At 40.0% G+C, this 22,445-nt stretch carries 18 protein-coding genes; 17 read left to right on the top strand and 1 reads right to left on the bottom strand.

The window, feature by feature from the left end:
- The first annotated feature begins 33 nt into the window (after window positions 1-33).
- From BLV53_RS08945 to BLV53_RS09010, 14 genes are all read left to right on the top strand, one after another.
- On the top strand, window positions 34-1,386 hold the full coding sequence (locus tag BLV53_RS08945) for a tetratricopeptide repeat protein (protein ID WP_170830803.1): 1,353 nt from the start codon (window positions 34-36) through the stop codon (window positions 1,384-1,386).
- Window positions 1,373-2,755 carry a CapA family protein gene (locus tag BLV53_RS08950; RefSeq protein ID WP_090300036.1) on the top strand — a complete coding sequence of 461 codons (1,383 nt, stop codon included), beginning with the start codon at window positions 1,373-1,375 and terminating at the stop codon, window positions 2,753-2,755. Before BLV53_RS08945 ends, BLV53_RS08950 begins: the two co-directional genes overlap by 14 nt.
- A 42-nt stretch (window positions 2,756-2,797) precedes the next feature.
- Window positions 2,798-4,342 carry a 2,3-bisphosphoglycerate-independent phosphoglycerate mutase gene (gene gpmI / locus BLV53_RS08955; protein WP_090300038.1) on the top strand — a complete coding sequence of 515 codons (1,545 nt, stop codon included), beginning with the start codon at window positions 2,798-2,800 and terminating at the stop codon, window positions 4,340-4,342.
- Window positions 4,343-4,414: 72 nt separating this feature from the next.
- The gene (locus tag BLV53_RS08960) at window positions 4,415-5,281 is read left to right on the top strand and encodes a phosphoribosylaminoimidazolesuccinocarboxamide synthase (RefSeq protein WP_090300040.1); all 867 of its coding nucleotides are present in this window, start codon (window positions 4,415-4,417) and stop codon (window positions 5,279-5,281) included.
- A 108-nt stretch (window positions 5,282-5,389) separates the two neighbouring features.
- Window positions 5,390-6,835, top strand: a complete 1,446-nt coding sequence (purF, locus tag BLV53_RS08965) for an amidophosphoribosyltransferase (RefSeq protein WP_090300042.1) — start codon at window positions 5,390-5,392, stop codon at window positions 6,833-6,835.
- A 111-nt stretch (window positions 6,836-6,946) separates the two neighbouring features.
- Window positions 6,947-8,401: an adenylosuccinate lyase gene (gene purB, locus BLV53_RS08970; protein WP_090300044.1), complete on the top strand. Its 1,455-nt coding sequence runs from the start codon at window positions 6,947-6,949 to the stop codon at window positions 8,399-8,401.
- Window positions 8,402-8,778: 377 nt separating this feature from the next.
- Window positions 8,779-9,996 carry an ROK family transcriptional regulator gene (locus BLV53_RS08975; RefSeq protein WP_090300046.1) on the top strand — a complete coding sequence of 406 codons (1,218 nt, stop codon included), beginning with the start codon at window positions 8,779-8,781 and terminating at the stop codon, window positions 9,994-9,996.
- A 36-nt stretch (window positions 9,997-10,032) separates the two neighbouring features.
- Window positions 10,033-11,571, top strand: a complete 1,539-nt coding sequence (gene mmsA / locus BLV53_RS08980) for a multiple monosaccharide ABC transporter ATP-binding protein (protein ID WP_090300048.1) — start codon at window positions 10,033-10,035, stop codon at window positions 11,569-11,571.
- Between the two features lie 27 nt (window positions 11,572-11,598).
- Entirely contained in the window at window positions 11,599-12,822 is a 1,224-nt protein-coding gene (locus tag BLV53_RS08985) for a sugar ABC transporter permease (RefSeq protein WP_090300050.1), read from the top strand.
- 122 nt (window positions 12,823-12,944) lie between these two features.
- A complete protein-coding gene (locus BLV53_RS08990; RefSeq protein WP_242879064.1) occupies window positions 12,945-14,099 on the top strand; it encodes a substrate-binding domain-containing protein in 1,155 nt (384 codons plus the stop codon).
- A gap of 115 nt (window positions 14,100-14,214) precedes the next feature.
- On the top strand, window positions 14,215-15,198 hold the full coding sequence (locus tag BLV53_RS08995; protein WP_090300054.1) for a carbohydrate kinase family protein: 984 nt from the start codon (window positions 14,215-14,217) through the stop codon (window positions 15,196-15,198).
- Between the two features lie 8 nt (window positions 15,199-15,206).
- The gene (locus BLV53_RS09000; protein WP_090300056.1) at window positions 15,207-16,013 is read left to right on the top strand and encodes a Cof-type HAD-IIB family hydrolase; all 807 of its coding nucleotides are present in this window, start codon (window positions 15,207-15,209) and stop codon (window positions 16,011-16,013) included.
- 90 nt (window positions 16,014-16,103) lie between these two features.
- The gene (locus tag BLV53_RS09005) at window positions 16,104-17,330 is read left to right on the top strand and encodes an AGE family epimerase/isomerase (protein WP_090300058.1); all 1,227 of its coding nucleotides are present in this window, start codon (window positions 16,104-16,106) and stop codon (window positions 17,328-17,330) included.
- A gap of 131 nt (window positions 17,331-17,461) precedes the next feature.
- Window positions 17,462-18,628 carry an MFS transporter gene (locus BLV53_RS09010; RefSeq protein WP_090300059.1) on the top strand — a complete coding sequence of 389 codons (1,167 nt, stop codon included), beginning with the start codon at window positions 17,462-17,464 and terminating at the stop codon, window positions 18,626-18,628.
- Window positions 18,629-19,056: 428 nt separating this feature from the next.
- On the opposite strand, the gene BLV53_RS09015 is transcribed toward BLV53_RS09010, so the two are convergent.
- Window positions 19,057-19,254: a YjfB family protein gene (locus BLV53_RS09015; protein WP_090300061.1), complete on the bottom strand. Its 198-nt coding sequence runs from the start codon at window positions 19,252-19,254 to the stop codon at window positions 19,057-19,059.
- 291 nt (window positions 19,255-19,545) lie between these two features.
- Between BLV53_RS09015 and BLV53_RS09020 the strand changes: the two genes are divergently transcribed.
- The 3 genes from BLV53_RS09020 to BLV53_RS09030 are packed head-to-tail and all read left to right on the top strand — an operon-like array spanning window position 19,546 to window position 22,405.
- Window positions 19,546-20,472, top strand: a complete 927-nt coding sequence (locus tag BLV53_RS09020) for an alpha/beta hydrolase (protein ID WP_242879065.1) — start codon at window positions 19,546-19,548, stop codon at window positions 20,470-20,472.
- Between the two features lie 17 nt (window positions 20,473-20,489).
- Complete coding sequence (locus BLV53_RS09025) at window positions 20,490-21,737, top strand: hypothetical protein (RefSeq protein ID WP_090300063.1); 1,248 nt, start codon at window positions 20,490-20,492, stop codon at window positions 21,735-21,737.
- The gene (locus tag BLV53_RS09030) at window positions 21,737-22,405 is read left to right on the top strand and encodes a DUF6320 domain-containing protein (protein WP_090300065.1); all 669 of its coding nucleotides are present in this window, start codon (window positions 21,737-21,739) and stop codon (window positions 22,403-22,405) included. The genes BLV53_RS09025 and BLV53_RS09030 overlap by 1 nt, the downstream gene beginning before the upstream one ends.
- Window positions 22,406-22,445: the final 40 nt, after the last annotated feature.

Raw genomic sequence — 22,445 nt, forward strand, 5'->3', positions numbered from 1 at the left:
CTGATGGACGTTTTTAGTCCTTGGAGGATTAATATGAAGCGATATCTTCATTTATGCGCAATTTTAGGAATATGTTCCTTGACACTTTTCGGTTGTGGAAAGAAAGAAGAGGAAGAGGAGATAGATGCTGTGGACACCACAGAGCAGGTGGCCTTCGATGACGTTGCAGTTGAGGATTACACAGTTTTAAAATATAACGAGCTAGAAGTTTTAGCATACGAGGGAGACACCGATGCTCAGGTCATGCTTGGTCGTATGCTTGAGTATGGAAACGAAGAAGTAAAACAGAATTTTTATGAGGCATTTTCCTGGTATCAGATGGCTTCAGATTCTGGAAATGTAGATGGAACATGTGCATTAGGATATTTTTATCTCAATGGAGCAGCAGTAGAAGCAGATTTAGATAAGGCTGAGGAACTTTTTAACACAGCCATCGAAAACGGCTCTACCAACGCTAAAGTCGGTCTAGCCAGAGTTATGCTTGAAAAGGGCGGCTACACTAAAATGGCTACAGCAGAATCTGAAGAAGTTATTTCAGCAGACAGTTCTTCAGAAGCTACAATAAACGACTCAAACAACGCATCAACAAATGAATCAGAAAAAGCTTCTGAAAAAGAAGCAACAAAAGATTCCACAAAGACTTCATCAAAAGATACAAACGAATCTAAAGACTCAGACCAGACAGTATCTGATAGTGATGAAGAACTTACAGAACTTGATCAGATTGTAAATCTTCTTACTGTTGCACAGCAGGCTGGAGATTTAGATGGTGGTTATTATTTAGGATATATCTATGAAAATGGCATCGGTGTTATAGCTGACTACAAAAAGGCTTTTGATTACTACAACAGAGTAGCAAAATCCTCAAGCACAGCATTAAACGACAGAGATGCTATCAATCTTTCTAATATCGCACTTGGTCTTATGTACGTTAAAGGCGAGGGTGTGGAAGAAAATTCTGAGACTGCACTAGAATATTTTACTGCAGCATCTGATAATAATTCAGCTAAGGCAAGCTACTACATCGGTCAGATGTATGAAAACGGAATTGGTGTAGACAAAGACTACGAAAAAGCTATGGAGTTTTATTTGAAAGCTTCAGATCTTGATTATGCTCCAGCATTGAATCAGGTGGGTTATCTTTATTATAATGGCTATGGTGTGGATGTTGATTTTGCATCTGCAGTATATTACCAAAAGCTTGCAGCATTGCAGGGTTATTCAATTGCCCAGGTAAATTTGGGCTTTCTATACGAAAACGGATACGGGGTTGAGAGGAATTTGGAGACAGCATTATCCTATTATGAAATGGCCGCTAGTTCCGGCTATGAAGGTGCAACAGAGGCTGTAGTCCGAGTTAAAGCACAGATTAATGAAGAAATGTAATAGCTTTTTACCTCTTCTGATGATATCGGCTATTATTTTTTCAGGCTGTGGCAAGGTAGATACATCAGGAGAAACACACAATTTACAAGAAAATAAGCCACAGAAACTTTATATTGCTGATTTAGCAGATGCTTGGGATACAATCCTTAACAATAGTACGAAAGCCTTTATTGGTGGGCATCCTATTGATGAAACTTTTCTTTCTATGATAGGTGCTAAGTACGGTGATAATGTTATCGAAGAAATTGCCAGCTATGCTAATTATGATACTCCTGATATCTGGTATGAAATGACAGGAAAAAGTATACATGTTTTATGGTATGACTATTGTCAAAATACAGGAATACAACAATATTCGTTTGACAACACCTTTGTTTTAGATAAAGAAATTAATGGTGATTTGGTAATGGATTTTACAGGCGATCTATCCTTCGCCGATGGAGTTGCTACAACGGTCTATATGGATCACCAGGTAAATGGAATCACCGACTGCTTCTCTAAAAAACTCTTAGAAGAAATGCAGTCTGCTGATATATTGATGGTTAATAATGAGTTCTCCTACACTAATAGAGGAACTGCTCTTGAAGGTAAGGCATATACCTTCAGAGGAGACCCATCGAGAGTTGAACTACTTGATACTTTAGGTGTTGATGTAGTAAGTGTTGCAAATAATCATGTTTTTGATTATGGCGAAGTAGGTCTTTTAGATACACTTGATACCTTAAGGGCTGCAGGTATGCCATTTACAGGTGCAGGTGTTAATTTAGAAGAGGCGCAAAAACCAGTTTATTTTATAGCTGGTGGTAAAAAAATTGCAATTTGTGCTGGCACACAGATAGAAAGAACCCTAAACTTTACTCAGGAAGCCACAGGCATATCACCTGGTGTCTTAAAATGCCTTCATCCTGAAATATTCTGTGAAGAAATCAGGCAAGCAAAAGCAAATTCTGATTACGTCATTGTAATCCCACATTGGGGTACAGAGGGCAATGCAAATTATGGAGAGGATCAGGTTGTTCTTGCCAAAAAGTTTGTAGAAGCTGGTGCAGATGTTATAATAGGTGGGCACACACACTGTCTTCAGGCAGTTGAATATATGGATGATGTTCCAATTTTCTACAGTTTGGGAAATTATTGGTTCTCTATCACAGGCACTATGCCAGATGATTATGATACAGGCATAGCCCAGATACGAATTAAAGAAGATGGAAGTATAGATTCATATTTTTATCCATGTCGGTTTAGTTCAGGCGTGACAAGCCTACTTAATTCAGAGGATAGTGCATATAGCAATATCATAGATAGTCTCAATAGTTTATCTGAATCTGCTCAGATAGATAAAATGGGACATATTACCAAAAAACAATAGAATAATGAACTAGTAACACTAGGCATTTAAGGAGGAATTACTATGAGTAAGAAACCTGTAGTACTTATGGTTCTCGATGGATACGGAATTAACGAAAATCCAAAGGGAAACGCCATTGCAATGGCAAATACACCAGTGATGGATAAGCTTATGGCTGAGTGCCCATTTGTTCAGGGCCAGGCATCAGGCTTGTTTGTTGGTCTTCCAGATGGTCAGATGGGAAATTCTGAAGTAGGTCATATGAATATCGGCGCTGGCCGCATCATCTACCAGGATCTCACCAGAATCACAAAGGCTATCAACGATGGCGACTTTTTCGAAAATAAGGTTCTTCTTGAGGCAATTGAAAACTGCAAGAAGAATGATTCAGATATGCACCTTTGGGGTCTTCTTTCAGATGGTGGTGTACATAGCCACATCGAGCATGTATACGGCATGCTTGAGATGTGCAAGAAGAACGGTCTTTCAAAGGTTTATGTTCATGCATTCCTTGATGGTCGTGACACTCCACCAGCTTCTGGTAAGGATTTCTTAGAGACTCTTCAGAAGAAGATGGATGAAATCGGAGTAGGACAGATTGCATCTCTTTCTGGTCGTTACTATGCAATGGATAGAGATAACAACTGGGATCGTGTACAGAAGGCTTACGATTCTCTTGTTAAGGGAGAGGGTGTTAAGGCAACTTCTGTTTCAGATGCTATGCAGGCATCATATGATGATGGAGTTACTGATGAGTTCGTTCTTCCAACAGTTATCACAGATGAAGCTGGTAACCCACTTTCAGTTGTAAAGAATGGAGATTCAGTTGTATTCTTTAACTTCCGTCCAGACCGTGCTCGTGAAATCACAAGAGCATTCTGTGATGACAAGTTCACAGGATTTGACAGAGAATTCCTTAATCTTTACTATGCTTGCTTCAAGGATTACGATGAGACAATCCCTAACAAGCACATTGCATTCGAAAAAGAATCAATTGCAAATACATTTGGCGAGTTCTTAGCTAACCACGGATTAAAGCAGCTTAGACTTGCTGAGACAGAAAAATACGCACATGTTACATTCTTCTTCAACGGTGGTGTTGAAGAGCCTAACAAGGATGAGGAAAGAATCCTTGTTAATTCACCAAAGGATGTAGCTACATATGACCTTAAGCCTGAAATGTCAGCACCAGAGGTTGGAGCAAAGCTTGTAGAGGCTATTAAGTCTGGCAACTACGATGTTATCGTTATCAATTTTGCTAACCCAGATATGGTAGGTCATACTGGCGTCATAGAGGCAGCCGTAAAGGCTGTTGAGCGTGTAGACTCACTTGTAGGAGATGCTGTGGAAGCAATCAAAGAGGTGGATGGAGCAATGTTCATCTGCGCAGACCACGGTAATGCAGATAAGATGATTGATTATGAGACAGGAGAGCCATACACAGCTCACACAACAAATCCTGTTCCATTTATCTTAGTTAACTACGATAGTGAATATACACTTCGCGAGGGTGGCGCACTTTGTGATATCGCTCCTACACTTATTGAGGTCATGGGCCTTGAGCAGCCAAAGGAGATGACTGGTAAGTCACTTTTAATTAAGAAATAATTATTCATCCCCCTTTATGGGGGAGGGTAATTACTATATAAAACTAAATAAATAAGAGAGAGGATTTGATTTATGAGACCAATTAAAGAAGGAAAAGTAAGAGAAGTATACGATAATGGCGACAGCATTATCATGGTAGCCACAGATCGTATATCTGCATTCGATGTTATCTTAAAGAACAAGATTGTTAACAAGGGTGCAGTACTTACCCAGATGTCTAAGTTCTGGTTTGACCTGACAAAGGACATCGTTCCAAATCACATGCTTTCAACTGATGTAAAGGATATGCCTGAATTCTTCCAGAATGATGAGTACAAGGGCAAGGCAATGATGTGCAAGAAGCTTACAATGCTTCCGATTGAGTGCATCGTTCGCGGTTACATCACAGGTTCTGGATGGGCTAGCTACCAGGAAAATGGTACTGTTTGTGGCATAAAGCTTCCAGAAGGTTTAAAGGAATCTGACAAGCTTCCTGAGCCTATCTACACTCCTTCTACCAAGGCAGAAATTGGTGATCATGATGAAAATATCTCTTTTGAGCGTTCTATAGAGGTTCTTGAAAAGGAATTCCCAGGACACGGTCAGGAATATGCTACAGCACTTAGAGACAATACAATTGCTCTTTACAAGAAGTGTGCTGATTATGCTCTTACAAAGGGTATTATTATTGCTGATACAAAGTTTGAGTTTGGTCTCGATGAGGAGGGAAACATCGTACTTGCAGATGAGATGCTTACTCCAGACAGCTCACGTTTCTGGCCATTTGAGGGTTACGAAGCAGGTCACGGACAGCCATCATTTGACAAGCAGTTTGTACGTGATTGGCTCAAGGCTAATCCTGATTCTGATTACTTACTTCCACAGGATGTTATCGATAAGACAATCGACAAATATCTTGAGGCCTATGCACTTCTTACAGGCAAGGAGCTTTGCGTATAACAGACACTGGACTTTGATTTTATTATTTTAGAATTTAGATGAGATGTGCTAAGTGAGTATGAATAATTTTCACTTAGCGCATCAGACTAAAGTTATTAGGAGATTTTAATGGGAGATTTTAGCTTTAAGGATACTCCATGGGACGATTTGCACGAGGAGTGTGGCGTCTTTGCGATGTATGATTTCGACGGTGGAGATGTTGCCTCCTCGATTTATTATGGCCTTTTTGCTTTACAGCACAGAGGTCAGGAGAGCTGCGGTATCGCCGTATCTGACACAAATGGTCCAAAACGTAATTACGCTCTTCATAAGGATATGGGGCTTGTTAATGAAGTTTTTGACCAGGATATTCTGGAAGGAATGCACGGAGATATCGGTGTAGGTCATACCAGATATTCTACTGCCGGTTCCTCATGCCGAGAAAATGCACAGCCACTTGTGCTTTCTTATGTAAAGGGCATTCTTGGAATGGCACACAATGGTAACCTTATCAACGCAGAGGAGCTTAGAGATGAGCTTTCTATGACAGGTGCCATTTTCCAGACCACTATTGACTCAGAAACTATAGCATATCTTATTGCAAGAGAGCGTCTTAACAGTGCTTCTGTTGAGGAAGCTGTGGCAAAGGCTTGTGACAAGCTTAAGGGTGCTTATTCCCTCGTAGTTATGTCGCCTAGAAAGCTTATTGCAGCACGTGATCCTCAGGGCTTTAGACCTCTTTGTATCGGTAAACGTGACAATGTTTACGTTATCGCATCAGAGACATGCGCACTTGACACAGTTGGTGCAACATATGTCCGTGATGTAGAACCAGGTGAGATTGTTACTATTTCTCCAGATTTTGGAATTAAATCAGATAAGAGCAGATGTATTCCAAAGGAAGATCATGCTCGTTGTATATTTGAATATATTTATTTTGCCAGAACTGATAGTTCTTTTGACGGCAAATCAGTATATGAAGCTCGTATTAAGGCAGGAAGATTCTTAGCTCAGGATTCTCCAGTGGAGGCAGATTTAGTAGTAGGTGTACCTGAATCAGGTAATGCAGCTGCTCAGGGATATTCTCTTGAGTCAGGCATCCCTTATGGTACAGCCTTTATTAAAAACAGCTATGTAGGTCGTACCTTCATCAAGCCCAAGCAGGCTAGCAGAGAGTCTTCTGTACAGGTCAAGCTAAATGCATTAAAGGAAGTGGTAAAGGGCAAGAGAATTATCATGATTGATGATTCAATTGTTCGTGGTACTACATCAGATCGCATTGTTAAAATGCTTCGTGATGCAGGTGCTACAGAGGTACATGTTCGTATTTCTTCACCACCATTCTTATGGCCTTGCTACTTTGGTACAGATGTGCCATGCCGTGAGCAGCTTATAGCCTACAATCATACAGTTGAAGAAATCTGCGAAATCATAGGAGCTGATTCTTTAGCATACTTGGGATTTGATAGATTATCACAGATGGTAGACGGACTTGAGATATGCCATGGTTGCTTCGATGGAAAGTACCCAATCGCCCCACCAACTACAGATATTCGTGGTGACTACGAAAAGTAAATAGGGGGGACCCATTTATGGGGAGAACCTGTTTACCACGACGCACCCATGCCGAAGGGATTATAAATGGTGCGTCTTCCCGATAATATTTATTCAGAGGAGAATATTTTTATGTCAGATACAAGCAGATACACCAGCCCACTTTCAGAGAGATATGCCAGCAAAGAAATGCAGTACATCTTTTCACAGGATAAAAAGTTTTCTACATGGCGCCGTCTTTGGATTGCGCTTGCAGAGACAGAGATGGAGCTTGGCCTTTCACAGGATGGAAAGCCAGTTATCACTCAGGATATGATTGATGAGATGAAGCAGCATATTGAGGATATCAACTACGATGTTGCAAAGGCTCGTGAAAAGGAAGTAAGACATGATGTGATGAGCCATGTTTACGCTTACGGTCAGCAGTGCCCAAAGGCTGCTGGAATCATTCACCTTGGAGCAACAAGCTGCTATGTTGGTGATAACACAGATATTATTATAATGCGTGATGCACTTCTTCTTATCAGAAAGAAGCTTGTAAACGTAATCGCAGAGCTTGCTTCATTTGCTGATAAGTACAAGGCACAGCCTACACTTGCCTTCACTCATTTTCAGCCTGCACAGCCTACAACAGTAGGAAAGCGTGCTACACTTTGGCTCAATGAGTTTGTTATGGATTTAGAGGATTTAGACTTTGTGCTTTCTACTCTTAAGCTTCTTGGCTCAAAGGGTACAACAGGTACACAGGCTAGTTTCTTAGAGCTTTTCAATGGAGATAATGAGACAATCGACAAGATTGATCCTATGATTGCTTCAAAGATGGGATTTACAGCTTGCTATCCAGTTTCAGGTCAGACATATTCTAGAAAGGTTGACACCAGAGTATGTAATATCCTTGCAGGTATTGCAGCAAGTGCTCACAAGATGTCAAATGATATCCGCTTGCTTCAGCACTTAAAGGAAGTGGAGGAGCCATTTGAAAAGAGTCAGATTGGTTCATCAGCAATGGCTTACAAGCGCAATCCTATGCGTTCAGAGCGTATTGCATCACTTTCACGCTACGTTATGATTGATGCACTTAATCCTGCTATCACATCAGCTACACAGTGGTTTGAGCGTACACTCGATGATTCAGCAAACAAGCGTCTTTCTATTGCAGAGGGCTTCCTTGCAACAGACGGCGTCCTTGATTTATGCCTTAATGTAGTAGATGGACTTGTTGTATATGACAAGGTTATTACAAAGCGCCTTATGTCTGAGCTTCCATTTATGGCTACTGAAAATATTATGATGGATGCTGTAAAGCTTGGCGGAAACCGTCAGGAGCTTCATGAAAAGATTCGTACTCTTTCAATGGAGGCAGGTAAGAATGTCAAGGTAGAGGGTAAAGAGAACAACTTGCTTTCGCTTATAGCAGCAGATGATCAGTTCCCAATGGGACTTGAGGAGCTTGAAGCTACTATGGAGCCTAGCCGTTATGTGGGACGTAGCCCACGACAGGTAGAGGTATATCTTCGTGATGTTATTACACCAATTCTTGAAGCAAACAAGGATATTCTTGGTGTAAAGGCAGAAATAAACGTTTAATATAAGTGAAATGCCTCATATATGTCAACAGGACATTTTTGTGAGGAGCATTAAAATGGAAACAAAATAGTGCTAGATGATTAGGTTGATGATTGAGTTTTATATAAATACTCACATCAACCTAATTTTTTGCCTGAAAAGTCAGAAAATAATGATTAGTTTTCACTACAATAATCACGAAATATGCCACATATACTGATTTTATGCGGTTTATACGAAATAAAACAGTTGGTTTTTACTACAATTTACAAAAATGATTTAATTACAGTATCTTTATTGACGGAGGTAATTAAAAAGGTTAATGTATTAACAGAGTTAAGTAATTAACCTTTGAAATTAACTTAGGTCCAAAAAATAAGGTCTAGGGGTATTCAAAAATGAAAAAAATAAAAGAGGTGGCTGGAAACAATACAAGCGACTTGGTAGAAATGAATCGCTCAGCGATTGTTAGAATTCTGCAGCAGATGGATGTATGTTCCAGAGCAGACATAGCAAAAATGACAGGCCTCACACAGGCATCAATCACAAAGATAGTTGCAGTCCTGATAGATATGGGAATTGTAACCGAAGTAGGGTTTGTAAAGGGCGAAGGAAATAGACGCTCAATCGGACTTCGACTGAACGCTGAGAAAAATCTTGTCATCGGTGTTAAGTTTTCCAGACATGTATTTTCCATGGGTGTGTTTGATATTTGTGGAAAGGTATACACACAACAGGAAACAGAATTCAGCTTAGAGGATTTTGCAACAGATGTTGTGGCAGACATGAAAAATCAGATTCATAGTCTTTTAGATAAATATGAAAATGTGGTAGCCATTGGCCTGGCAGTGCCTGGTCCTTATCTTAGAAAGGAAGGACGAATCGCCATGGTGACACGAATGTCGAGCTGGCAAAATGTTAATTTTATTGATGAATTCAAAAATGAATTCGATAAGCCATTGTTCATAGAACAGGATGCAAATGCCGGAGCTTTGGCAGAGTGGTGGTTCGGAAATCATGGACGACCAATCAATTCACTGGCATATTTTTTAGCTGGTGAGGGCGTAGGTTCAGGAATCGTTGATCATGACAGACTATTACTTGGAAATCTTGGAATCGCAAGTGAGATAGGGCACATCAGCATAGATGTAAATGGACCTACATGTGAGTGTGGCAACAAAGGTTGCTTAGAGCTTTACTGTTCAACAACAGCAATGCTAAAAAAAGCTGAAAAGTCTCTTCCAGAATTATTTGAAAGAGATTTTGAAAATAGATGGGAGGCTTGCAATAGAGTTTTTGAAGCTGCTAAGGAGGGCAATGAAAAAGCCCTTAAGCTTACAGAAGAAATAGCAGAGTATTTAGGATATGGATGCGTAACACTTATAAATGCTTACGATCCAGAAATTATAGTAATTGGGGATAGTATTTCACAGGGAGGAGACCTACTTCTTCCTACCATCAACAGAATAGTAAAGGAGCGAATCTTACCTGATATAAGCAAAAGGGTACAGATAAAAATCTCAAAGCTTACTGTTGATCCAACACTTTACGGTGCAGCAGCAATTGCTACCGACAAAGTACTTAGGAAACCAAGCGAATACCTAGTATCAAACTAGAAACGCTTTTGGCTATAAAAGGGAGGAAATTTTACTATGGAACACAATTCGTTCATCCTTCAAATGCAGGGGATAACAAAAGAATTTCCGGGAGTAAAGGCGCTTGAAAACGTTACTCTTGAAGTTCGAACCGGTTCCATCCACGCTATATGCGGTGAGAATGGTGCAGGTAAATCCACGTTGATGAAGGTTCTGTCAGGCGTTTATCCTTACGGTACATATGATGGCAAAATCATCTATATGGGTAAGGAGATGAAATTCAAAAACATCAAAGAATCAGAAAATGCAGGTATAGCAATTATCCATCAGGAATTGACTATGATACCTGAGCTTTCAATCACAGAAAACATTTTTATGGGAAATGAGATTGCAAAGCATGGCCTGATTGATTGGCCAGAGGAACGCAGAAGAACAAGTGAGATTCTTGAAAAGGTTGGTCTTACTATTAACCCAGATACCTTAATCAAGCATTTGGGCGTAGGACAGCAGCAGCTTGTTGAAATTGCAAAGGCGCTTTCAAAGAATGTTAAGCTTTTGATTTTAGATGAGCCTACATCAGCACTTAATGAAGCTGATTCAGCAAATCTTCTTGAACTGATGAAGGGACTTCGTGATAAAGGAATCACCTGTATCATGATTTCTCATAAGCTAAATGAAATCGCTGAGGTTTCTGATTCTGTTACTGTTATCCGAGATGGACATACAGTTGAGAGCTACGATGTGGAAGCTGGAAAGGTGGACGAGGATCAAATCATTAAGTCAATGGTTGGTCGTTCAATAGAAAACAGATATCCAGAGCATGAACCAAAAATTGGTGATGTAATATTTGAAGTAAATAACTGGTGTGTTGAGGATCCTGAGGTTGAAGGCAGAATGCTTTGCAAAAACTCAAGCTTCAATGTAAGAGCCGGCGAAATCGTTGGCTTTGCAGGACTTATGGGCGCCGGAAGAACAGAGCTTATGCGTTCAATCTTCGGTAAAAATTACGGCATCTATAAAGGCGGTACTATTAAAATCAAGGGCCGCGAGGTTAAACTCAACTCAGTAGAGGCAGCTATTAAAAATGGTATTGCCTATGTGCCAGAGGATAGAAAGAATTTAGGACTAAATCTATTAGATTCAATCAGAAAGACAGTTGTTTCAGCTGATCTTGATAGAATTACAAAAAACGGTCTTCTTAGCCCAGACATGGAGCTTGCAGCAGCTGAAGAGTACAGAAAGTCACTTCATATAAAAACAGCAAATGTTGATGTCGGAGTCACAACTCTTTCAGGTGGTAACCAGCAAAAAGTAGTTCTTTCAAAATGGATGTTTACTGAACCTGATGTATTGATTTTGGATGAGCCTACAAGAGGTATTGACGTAGGTGCTAAATACGAAATCTACAAACTGATTCATCAGATGGCAGATCAGGGAAAAGCAGTAATTCTTGTATCGTCAGAGCTTCCAGAATTACTTGGAATGGCTGACAGAATATACACTATTTTCGAGGGAACAATTACTGGTGAGCTTCTTAGTTCAGAAGCAAATCAGGAAAGCTTGATGAAAAATATGACAATCACTTCAAAGTCATAATGTATTGGGAAAGGAAGGATATATATAATGAAACAGTTGAAACAGGTATTGGGCGGAGACCTTCGTCAGTACACAATGGTTCTTGCTTTAGCTTTATTGATACTTATTTTTAATGTTATTTCTGGAGGCAGAATGCTTACCTCATCAAACTTCCAGAATTTGCTTTCAGGTAATGCATACGTCCTAGTGCTTGCACTTGGAATGTTGATGGTAATTGTTATTGGTCAGATTGATTTGTCAGTTGGTTCTGTGGCAGGTTTTGCCGGAATGGTAATGGCACTTGTAGCTAAAAACTACAACGTACCTTGGTGGGGAGCAGTTCTTATTGCTCTTGCAATTGGAATTCTTGCTGGTGCATGGCACGGATTTTTCCTTTCACAGCTTGGAATTCCAGGATTCATCACAACACTTGGTGGCATGATGATTTTCCGTGGTGGCGTTATCTGGATTTCACATTCAATCTCAGTTCCAGCTCCAGAGCAGTTAAAGTGGTTTGGTGCAGGCTACTTACCAGAATGGGGTCCAGCCTTCACAGGAATGAACAACTCAACTCTTTTACTTGGTATCATCGGAATTGTTTGCTTTGCAGTAGGACAGCTTCGCAAATACAATAGCCAGAAAAACAATGCAGTAGATGCAACACCACTTTGGGCAGTGGTTACAAGAATCGCCCTTATGACAGTACTTATTGGATATTTCACATATCTTTTCGGTTCAGGAAGAGTTGGAACATCTTTCCCTGTACCAGGTTTGATTCTCTTACTTTTAACAATCATCTATCACATCATTACACAGCGTACAAAATTTGGTCGCCATGTATATGCAGTAGGTGGTAACAAGGCAGCAGCAGCTTTATCTGGTGTAAATGTAAAGAGAACATATTTCCTTACAATGATGAACATGTCTTTCCTTGCAGCAGTTGCTGGTATCCTTTTCGTAGGTCGTTCAACAGCAGCAGGCCCTGCAGATGGTACATCATGGGAGATGGATGCAATCGCATCAGTATTCATCGGTGGTGCAGCAGTATCAGGTGGTGTTGGTACAATCCTTGCTACTATCGTCGGTGGTATGGTTATGGCAGTACTTAACAATGGACTTATGCTTATGGGCGTTGGCGCCGATAAGACACAGGTTATCAAAGGTTTTGTACTTCTTGCAGCAGTAGCATTTGATGTATACAACAAGAAGAGCGGTAAGAGCTCAATCATTGGAAAATTGTTCCCAAGCAGCGAATCAAAGAAGGCTGCATAACTGATGTGCCAGGTGCTAAAAGCACATGCACTCAGAGTTTTAGCTAAGCTGAAACTTATATTAATGGGGGTCGACCTACCAGATTAGGTCAAAAAGTGTTAACAATTACGAAGGAGGAAGTAATGATGAAAAAAAGAACACTTTTATCTATGGCACTTGTAGCAACAATGGCGCTTGCTACATTCACAGGATGTGGCGGAAGCAGAGAAGGGGCAAGCTCAACAGAGCCAGCTGCTGACACTACAGCTACTACAGATGATGCTGCTTCTGATGATGCAGCTACAACAGGGGAGTATCCTGGATTTGAAGAAGGTGCTACAATAGGTGTATCTCTTCCATGGCTTGGAACACAGAACTGGAAAGAAGCTGAAGAGATGTTTACAGCTCAGCTTGAGGAAGCTGGCTACAATCCAATCGTACAGGCTGCAGACCAGAAGGTTACACAGCAGCAACAGCAGATTGAGTCAATGATTGAAAACGGTGCAAAGGTTATCGTTGTTGGTCCAGTTGACGGCTCACAGCTTGGTTCAGTACTTGAGCAGGCTAAGGAAGCTGGTGTTTATGTAATCGGTTATGATCGTCTTCTTGAGAACACATCAGGTGTTGACGGCGTAGTACAGTTCGGTTCAGTTAAGACTGGTGAGCTTCAGGCTCAGGCACTTCTTCAGGGTCTTGAAGACTTAAAGGGTGATGCTCCATACAACATCGAGCTTTTCGGTGGTGGTCCTGCTGATCCTAACGCTCCAAACTTCTTCAAGGGTGCTATGTCAGTTCTTCAGCCAAAGATTGATGATGGAACACTTGTAGTTGTTTCTGGTCAGACAGATTTCACACAGTGTGCTACAGTTGATTGGGACAATGCAAAGGCTCAGTCAAGAATGGATTCACTTATTTCAGGTTTCTATTCAGATAAGGAAATCGACGGTGTACTTTCACCAAACGATGGTATCGCTCGTGCAATCATCACATCATGCGAGAACGCTGGACAGGATATCCCAGTTGTTTCTGGTCTTGATGCTGAAAACGAGTCAGTTGAGTGGGTATGGTCAGGACGTCAGTACTCTACAGTTGCTAAGCCAACAAGCGACCTTGTTGCAAAGACAATCGAAATCATCGATTCTCTTCAGGCTGGTAACGGAATGCCTTCTACAGATGTAAAGGTTGATAACGGTGTTATCGATGTACTCGTTTATGAGCTTCCACCAGTAGTAGTTACAAAGGACAACGCAAAGGAAGTATTTGCAGACGATCCTTCAAGACTTGAACTTTTAAAATAATATGGTAGTAAAATTCTACTAACAAGCTAATTTTCTTTTTCATCTTTAATAACAATGGGCAGGGTATTTTTCTCCCTGCCCTATAAATAATATATATAGTAAGGAGATTTATGACGTGGAAAAAACTATTGATGTTGTTGCATTAGGTGAACTTTTAATTGACATGACAAATAATGGAGTTTCAGCTACAGGAAACACTTTATTTGAGGCAAATCCAGGAGGAGCACCTTGCAATGTGCTTGCTATGCTTAAGAAGTTCAATCATTCTGTAGGCTTTATTGGTAAGGTTGGAGATGATATCTTTGGTAACAAATTAAAGGCTACAATCGAAGAGGTTGGTATTAACACAGAAGGTCTTGTAATAGACAAGGATGTAAGAACTACATTGGCATTTGTTGAGACATTCCCAGATGGAGATAGAGATTTTTCTTTCTATCGTAATCCAGGTGCAGATATGATGCTCACAAAGGATGAGGTAAAGGTTGACTTAATTAAGCAAGCAAAGCTTTTCCATTTTGGAACACTTTCAATGACTCATGAGAAGGTTAGAGAGGCAACTCTTTTTGCACTTGAGGAGGCAAAGAAGGCTGGTTGTATCATTACATTTGATCCAAACCTTAGAGAGCCATTATGGAACAGCCTTGATGAGGCAAAGGAGCAGATTCTTGTAGGTATGAAGTACTGCGATTATCTTAAGATTTCTGATAATGAGATTCAGTGGCTCACAGGCGAAGAGGATTACAACGCTGGCGTACACAAGCTTCGTGAAAGCTACAATATTCCTCTTATCACTGTTTCTATGGGCAAGGAAGGCAGCCGTGCATTCTACTATGGAGCAGATGGAAATGGTGATGAAATAATCGTAGATGTTAAGCCATTCCTTTCTGACAAGACCATCGAGACAACAGGTGCTGGAGATACATTCTGTGGAACAGTAATCCACTATATCCTTGAGACAGGACTTGCAAACTTTGATGAGGCAAAGCTTGCAGAAATGCTTACATTTGCAAATGGTGCTGCTTCACTTATTACAAGAGTAAAGGGCGCTCTCAAGGTTATGCCTGAGATTTCTGCTGTAAAAAAATTGATTGGTAAATAGGTGACATTATGAGTTACCAGATTGTATTTAGCGATATTGATGGTACACTTTTAAACAGTAACCATCGAATGCTTGATGGAACCTTAGAGGCTGTTAAAAGCTTGCAAAAAAGGGATATTCCCTTTTTTATAGTGACAGCCAGAGGGCCATCGGGAGTTTATCCTATTTTCAGAAGATACAATTTTATTTGTCCTATTGTATGTTTCAGTGGAGCATTGATTTTAGATGAGCATGGCAATGTGATTTATTCCAAGGGCGTCAGCAAAGACACCACAGCAAAAATCATTGATTATGTTGAAGCATCTGGATTTGACTGCACTTGGAATGTATATTCCATGGATAGCTGGATAGTAAACAATAGGACAGACCCAAGGATTATAAATGAGGAAAATATTGTAGAGGTTCAATCTACAGTGGGTACAGTTGATGACCTTCCTGACGGGGCAGAGATAGGAAAGATACTGTGCATGTGCAATCCTGATAAAACTGATGAGATAGAAGCTGGCCTTAGAAAAAGATTTCCTTCTTTATCTATAGTCAGATCATCAGATATCCTTGTGGAGGTTATGGAGAAAGGGGTTACGAAAGGGCAAAGTGTTAAAATCATCTGTGATAAATTGGGGATAAATCCAGATGATGCAATTGCCTTTGGAGACCATTATAATGATATTGAGATGCTAAAGGCAGTAGGTATGCCTTTTCTAATGGACAACGCACCAGAGGAACTGAAAGCACAGTTCTTATCAGAGAACATCACAGATGGCTTCGATGACGAGGGCATCTACAACGCCTTAAAAAAGATAGGGATGATGTAATAATAGCCTTCCCCTTGAGGGGAAGGTGCCCGGAGGGCGGATGAGGTGTTAAACTATAGCTAAATTGCATTAACCAAGGGAGGTTTTTACATGAAAAAATACATTCTAAACACAAGTGAAAACATCCAATTTCTAAAAGAGTGCTGCGGCACTCTTTTGTCATTTGGACATAATTTTCCATCACCAGGTGGGGGCTCATACTATTTAGGGGATGATGGCACACCTTGGAAGGAAAGACCAAGAGAAACCTGGATTACAAGCAGAATGCTTCATGTGTATTCCATGGGATGTATGCTCGGCCATGAGGGAAGCGAGGACCTAGCTGATGCTGCTCTTGAAGGCTTGATAGGAGAGCTTAACGACAAAGAAAATGGTGGCTGGTATGCAGGTCTTACATCAGATAACAAGCCACTTCCTACAAAACAGTGCTACGCTCATGCATTTGTAATTTTGGCGGCATCCTCAGCCATGCTTGCAAGGCGTCCGGGAGCAAAAGAATTGCTTGATGAGGCAATTCGTATATACGATAAATATTTCTGGGATGAAAAGCTTGGCCTTTCAGTAGATACCTGGAATACAGAATTTACAGAGCTTGACGATTATCGCGGAATTAATGCTAATATGCACACAGTGGAGGCTTTCCTTGCTGCAGCAGATGTTTTAGAGGATGAAAAATATCGTGTTCGTGCAGGCAGAATTACTGATACTGTAATCGGTTGGGCTCGTGATAATGACTACAGGATTCCAGAGCATTTTACCAGCGACTGGAAGCCAAATCTTGAATGTAATAGCGACAAGAAGGATGACCCGTTTAAGCCGTATGGTGCCACACCAGGTCATGGTATTGAATGGGCCAGACTTATTGTGCAGTGGGCCACATCAACAAATAGTCTTACAGATGAAAAGAGACAGGCGTATATTCAGGTGGCAGAAAAGCTTTATAACAGAGCTATAGAGGATGCCTGGAATGCAGATGGTGCACCTGGAATATGCTATACCACAGGCTGGGACGGAGCACCTATAGTTCACGACAGAATGCACTGGACCTTAGCTGAGGCTATCAACTCATCAGCAGTTCTTTTCAGAGTGACGGGAAATGAGAAATATGCCAAGGACTATGAGGCGTTTATGGAGTATCTTGACACATATGTAATTGACCATGTAAATGGTTCCTGGTTCCATCAGCTAGACAGAAACAATAAATTACTTACTACAGTCTGGCCAGGCAAATCAGACATTTATCATGCCCTGCAGGCAACTCTAATTCCATACAATGAACAGGTTGGAGTATCCATTGCAAAAACATTGACTAAATAATTGCAGGGGCCATAATAGAAAAAGCCTCTTATTGCAAAAATGAATAAAGAATCAGAAAGCCTTTCGTATAATCTATGAAGCTAAGTCTATAGAATGATTAGTGAAAATAGATTAATCGAAAGGCTTAAATTATGAATAAGACAAAAACTAAAATCGGAATTCTGGCTTTATGTGCAGTTGCATTATCCTATATGTCACTTTCGCCTATTATAGCAAGCATTGCAGCAGATTTTCCAAATGTAGACGAAACACTTCCACAGATGGTATTTACTTTGCCAAGTTTTTTATTTATCTCCTGTTCGCCACTTTGTGGAATTGCAATGAGCTATATCAACAAAAAAGCAATAGCTGTAAGCTCCTTAATTTGTTATTTAGTGGGAGGTCTGTTTCCATTTTTCTTTCATTCCAGTATTTGGTTGCTTTTGACAGGCAGTGCAATAATTGGTCTAGGAACTGGTTTATTAATGCCTCTTATTAATGGATTTATAGTTCAATATTTCGATGAAAACAGCAGGGCTGGATTAATGGGGCTAAATGCTATATTTACAGCCTTAGGAGCTATGATATTCATATTCATAGGTGGACAATTGGCTAGATTTGGATGGAGATATACATACCTTACATTTCTACTAGTGCTGGTGATCATTTTCATAGTATTAATCTGTTTGCCAAAGGGTGAGCCACAAAAGGCCCAAGAACCATCTTCTGGTAAAAAGGGTAGCGCCTTTGAAATGAATAGATACATATTTGGACTTTTTGTCATAGGAATTATTTATTTTGTAATTCAAAATTCATTTAATACAAATTCATCATCCTATGCAATAGATGTCCTTGGGGCAGGTCCTTCCATGGCATCTCTTATTACAATGGTAAATACTGTCGGAGGAATAATTGGTGGTATGACCTTTAGAGGGGTTTCTATGAAGTTTAGAAACCAAATTGAAACCTTTGCACTGTTTATAGTATCTGTTGGATTTATTATCACTTTCTTTGTTCAAAATAACTTGATATTCATACTGGGAAGTATTTTGGTCGGCTATGGTTTTGCTGTTATAAATGCAGCAGGATCTTATCTGCTTTCGCTGAACACCAGACCAGAAACTAATCCATTTACAGTTTCCATATATCTGGCGTTAATTAATCTGGGGGCAGCTGTGTCGCCTATCGTGGTAAATGCATGTGCAGGAGTTTTTGGAGAAGGCGCACCAGTTAAATATCTGTTTTCTGGTATAGTGATACTTCTTGTTGGAGTATATTCACTTGTCCTCAACCTTAGATTAGGAAAAAAGAAAATATAGATATATACATAAATACAAAAATACATAAATACATAAATACAAAGGTAAAGAGGACGCCGGCGAAGGGACCAAAAGGGACTTTTGTGTCCTAGTAAGCGGAGCTTACATCAAGCCAAGGAGCCATTGTGTATAGCCCTTTATATAAAGGTAAAGAGGACGCCGGCGGGGCGTCCTCTTTAAAAAGGGAGAATAATGTTATGAAAAAAATGGTTCATCGCTTCTGTCTTGCGATGTAATTATAATACTAAGTTTGTTTGAACGAAGAATGGTAAAATTGTGAACAAAAAATCAAAAGAAAAAGATTATTTGTGAATTGCTTACCAGTCATTTTTATGGGTATGCAAACGTTAGATGAAGTAATCACGGCAACAAAAAAGAGCCTCAGCGGGAGGCTCTTTTTTTTATATCAACCCAAACACATTTATAACTCATATGCGCAAATCTATGGATGTGCCGGATGTAGGGTAAACCAAACTTTCCAGCGATGGAGCATTCATATCTATCGACTGGGCGAAAGCCTCAGCCTGCCCCTCCATAAGGTCTATACTTTTTCCAAGCATAGTAGTACCAACTGCATTAAGCAAGCTACTTTGACTTAAATTCATAGACAATTCGGTTATATCCATATTGCGCCTCCCCTAAAAAAGACGTTGCTTTTTTACTCAATTTCATTCTAACAGTTATTAGTTCACATTTGGTAGAAAAATGTGAATTAAATGTGAATAAATTGTGAACCGCCACAAAAAGTGTGGCGTAAAATTAGGTGTTAGATAATTTTTTTACCATAGTAGAAAAATAAGAGTTAAATAACAGTTTATTCACAGCATTTTCATATTATGGCGCCCATTTTCCATGGAAATATTAACTCAAAATAATTATAATGAGAATTATGATACGTATGATTTGATGGAGTGTTTATGGCATTACTTAATTTAAACCTCAGCGATCCATTGATGAAGGCACTGAAAGCAGCTAATTCAATCGGTGGAAAATCACTTAAGGAAGAAGATTTAAAACGGCAGCGCCAGGCTATGGAGCTGGCAGGAAGGCTGGCTGCACCTACAGGTGGAGTGACAATAGAAGCCTTTCAGGTAAATGATATGGCCTGTGAATGGGTTGTACCAGAATTGGCACATAACCCTAGGTATGTGATTTTGTATGCTCACGGAGGTGGATATACATGTGGTGGGCTTGGCTACGCGAGAATAATTGCCGCTAAGCTGGCTCAGGCTACGGGATTTTCAGTTGTTTCATTTGAATACAGGCTTGCTCCTGAACACAAATATCCAGCAGCTTTAGAGGATGGCATTTCAGTGTGGGAGCATTTGATAGATAAGGGATATGATTCCAATCATATTATTTTAGCCGGTGACTCTGCAGGGGGAAACCTGGTGTTATGTCTGACCCAGTCATTACTTTTGGATGGAAGAAAGCCACCAAGGCTTCTACTATTGTTTAGTCCCTGGGCAGATATGACAGCAAAATCGAAATCCTATCATATGTATGATGGCAAAGATCCGATTTTAACAAAAGACTATGTAGAGTCGGTGAGAGATGCAGTGATAGGTACAGATGTAGAACCGTCAGATTCGATTTATAGCCCTTTGTTTGGCAACTTTGAGCATTTTCCACCTACATTGGTTCAGGTGGGAAAAACAGAAATCCTTTATGAGGACAGTGTCTCGTTGGTTAAAAAAATCAATAAGGCGGGTGGTAGGGCAAAGCTTGATGTGGAAAAGGATGGTTGGCATGTCTATCAGCAAATGCCACTTCCTGTTGCGGCTCGCGCCATGAAGCGACTATCGGATTTCGTATCAGCGGAGATTTATTTAAATAATTACTAGGATGTGTTAACAAAAAAATGAGTAGAGAAAATTGGTATAAAGTAGATAATGTTGCAAAGGTCTTTTTGGCGACAGCTGCCAAACGCGACACCAGAACTCTTAGAGTCAGTTGTACACTTTGGGAAGACATTGATCCTGAGTTATTGAAGCAGGCAGTGACCTCGGCCCTTCAGGAAAGACCACAGTTTCAGGTAAGAATAAGACGTGGAGTGTTTTGGCACTACATGGAAGACACAGATTTAGAGCCTGTAGTTGAGGAGGAGCACGGAAGAGTTTGCCCTAGGCTTTACGTTCCTGGACATATGATGCTTCATTACAAGGTTACCTATTACCACAACAGAATTAATCTGGATTTGTTCCATGCTATTTCAGATGGAACAGGAGCTCTTGAATTTTTAAATATTATTGTACTCGATTATTTAAAACTGAAATACCCAGACAAGCTTGAGGATGTCGCCATTCATTCTGGCGCGTCAGAAGATGATTTGAATCAGGACAGCTATAAGCAGTTTTTTGGAAGCATGCATTTGAAGGGCTCATCCCTTAAATACGCTTATCATCCAGGTGGTTTAAAGCTTCCATATGATCAGCTTCAGTTTTTTGAAATACAGGTTCCAACAGCAGATATTCTTCCAAAGGCTAAGGAAGTGGGAGTTGGACTTACAAGCTACATAGGTGCCAGACTGATGCTTGCCATCAAGGCTGATATGCCACCTAGAAAAATGAAACAGCCAATAAATGTTTCAATGCCTGTAAACCTCAGAAACTATTATCCAAGTAGTACATCTAGAAATTTCTTTAATAATGTAAATGTTTCTCATGTATTTGATGAGGAAATATCATTTGAGGAGCTGGCCAAGGAATTTGATATAAAACTAAAAGAGAATCTTACAGAAGAAAATATTAAAAAGCAGATGGATAACTTCGAGACTATGGAATACTTCATTCCGGTTCGTGCAGTTCCACTATTCATTAAACAGATGGTTGTGCGCTATGGCTCGAAGGTTACAGATAAAAAGGTTTCAGTTGTGCTTTCTAATCTTGGCGTTCAGCGCCCACCTGAGGAGATGACGCCAATGATTAAAAACTATTCAGGCTTCTGCAGTTCGGCAAACCTGTTTATGGTAATGACAAGCTACAACGGTACACTCACCTTGGGTGTAACATCTCCATACTCTAATACCAGAGTTATCAAAAATTTTGTGCGCGGTCTCACAGAAGATGGCATGAAGGTTAGAGCATACGCAACGGAGGTGATTAGATAATGAAGAATTGTCCTTATTGTAAAATAGAAGTAGGCGGAGATTTGAAAAAGTGCCCATTTTGCCAAAGCAGATTGGCAGGGCAGCCAGAGGAAAAATATTTTCCAACCCAGACTATCCTTAAATTTCAGTCTTTATTTTATAAATTACAGCTATTTATTATATGGATTGTTATTATTGGGGCGCTAGGCGTAGATTTTATGTTTGGATTGCCACTTGGCCCATTTGGAGGCTTCCATTGGAGCTTGCTTGTATTGATGTGGCTGATGGCATTTGAGTTGACCATTATCCGGCTATTTAAAAAGGGAATGGATGCCGCCAGAGTATTGTCCATATCAGTTTTTATATTATTGATAATGCTCTTTATTACCGCATATTATTTTGACTTTTTATATATATTTATTTCATGGATTATGCCAAACGTGGTTATGGTAACCATGATAGCCAATTTCGTTTTTGCAATGATTGATAAAAGTGGAAATGCCATGGCATATCTGCTTACAAATGTGTTGATTGGTATTTTCCCATACATCGCATTTTATGTTTTTAAAAAGAATTGTCCTGTTGAATGGATAATTTGCCTGCTGGTAAGCTTTGTTCTGCTTGTAGGGGCAATTATTTTCAGAGGTAGAGAAGTAGTAAACGAGATTCAAAGAAGGTTAAGTGTTTAATAAATATTGGTCTATGTCCGGCCGTTGATTTGTGAGGAAA

Origin of the sequence: Pseudobutyrivibrio sp. ACV-2 (assembly GCF_900107545.1) — a bacterium.
Classification (GTDB): Bacteria; Bacillota; Clostridia; order Lachnospirales; family Lachnospiraceae; genus Pseudobutyrivibrio.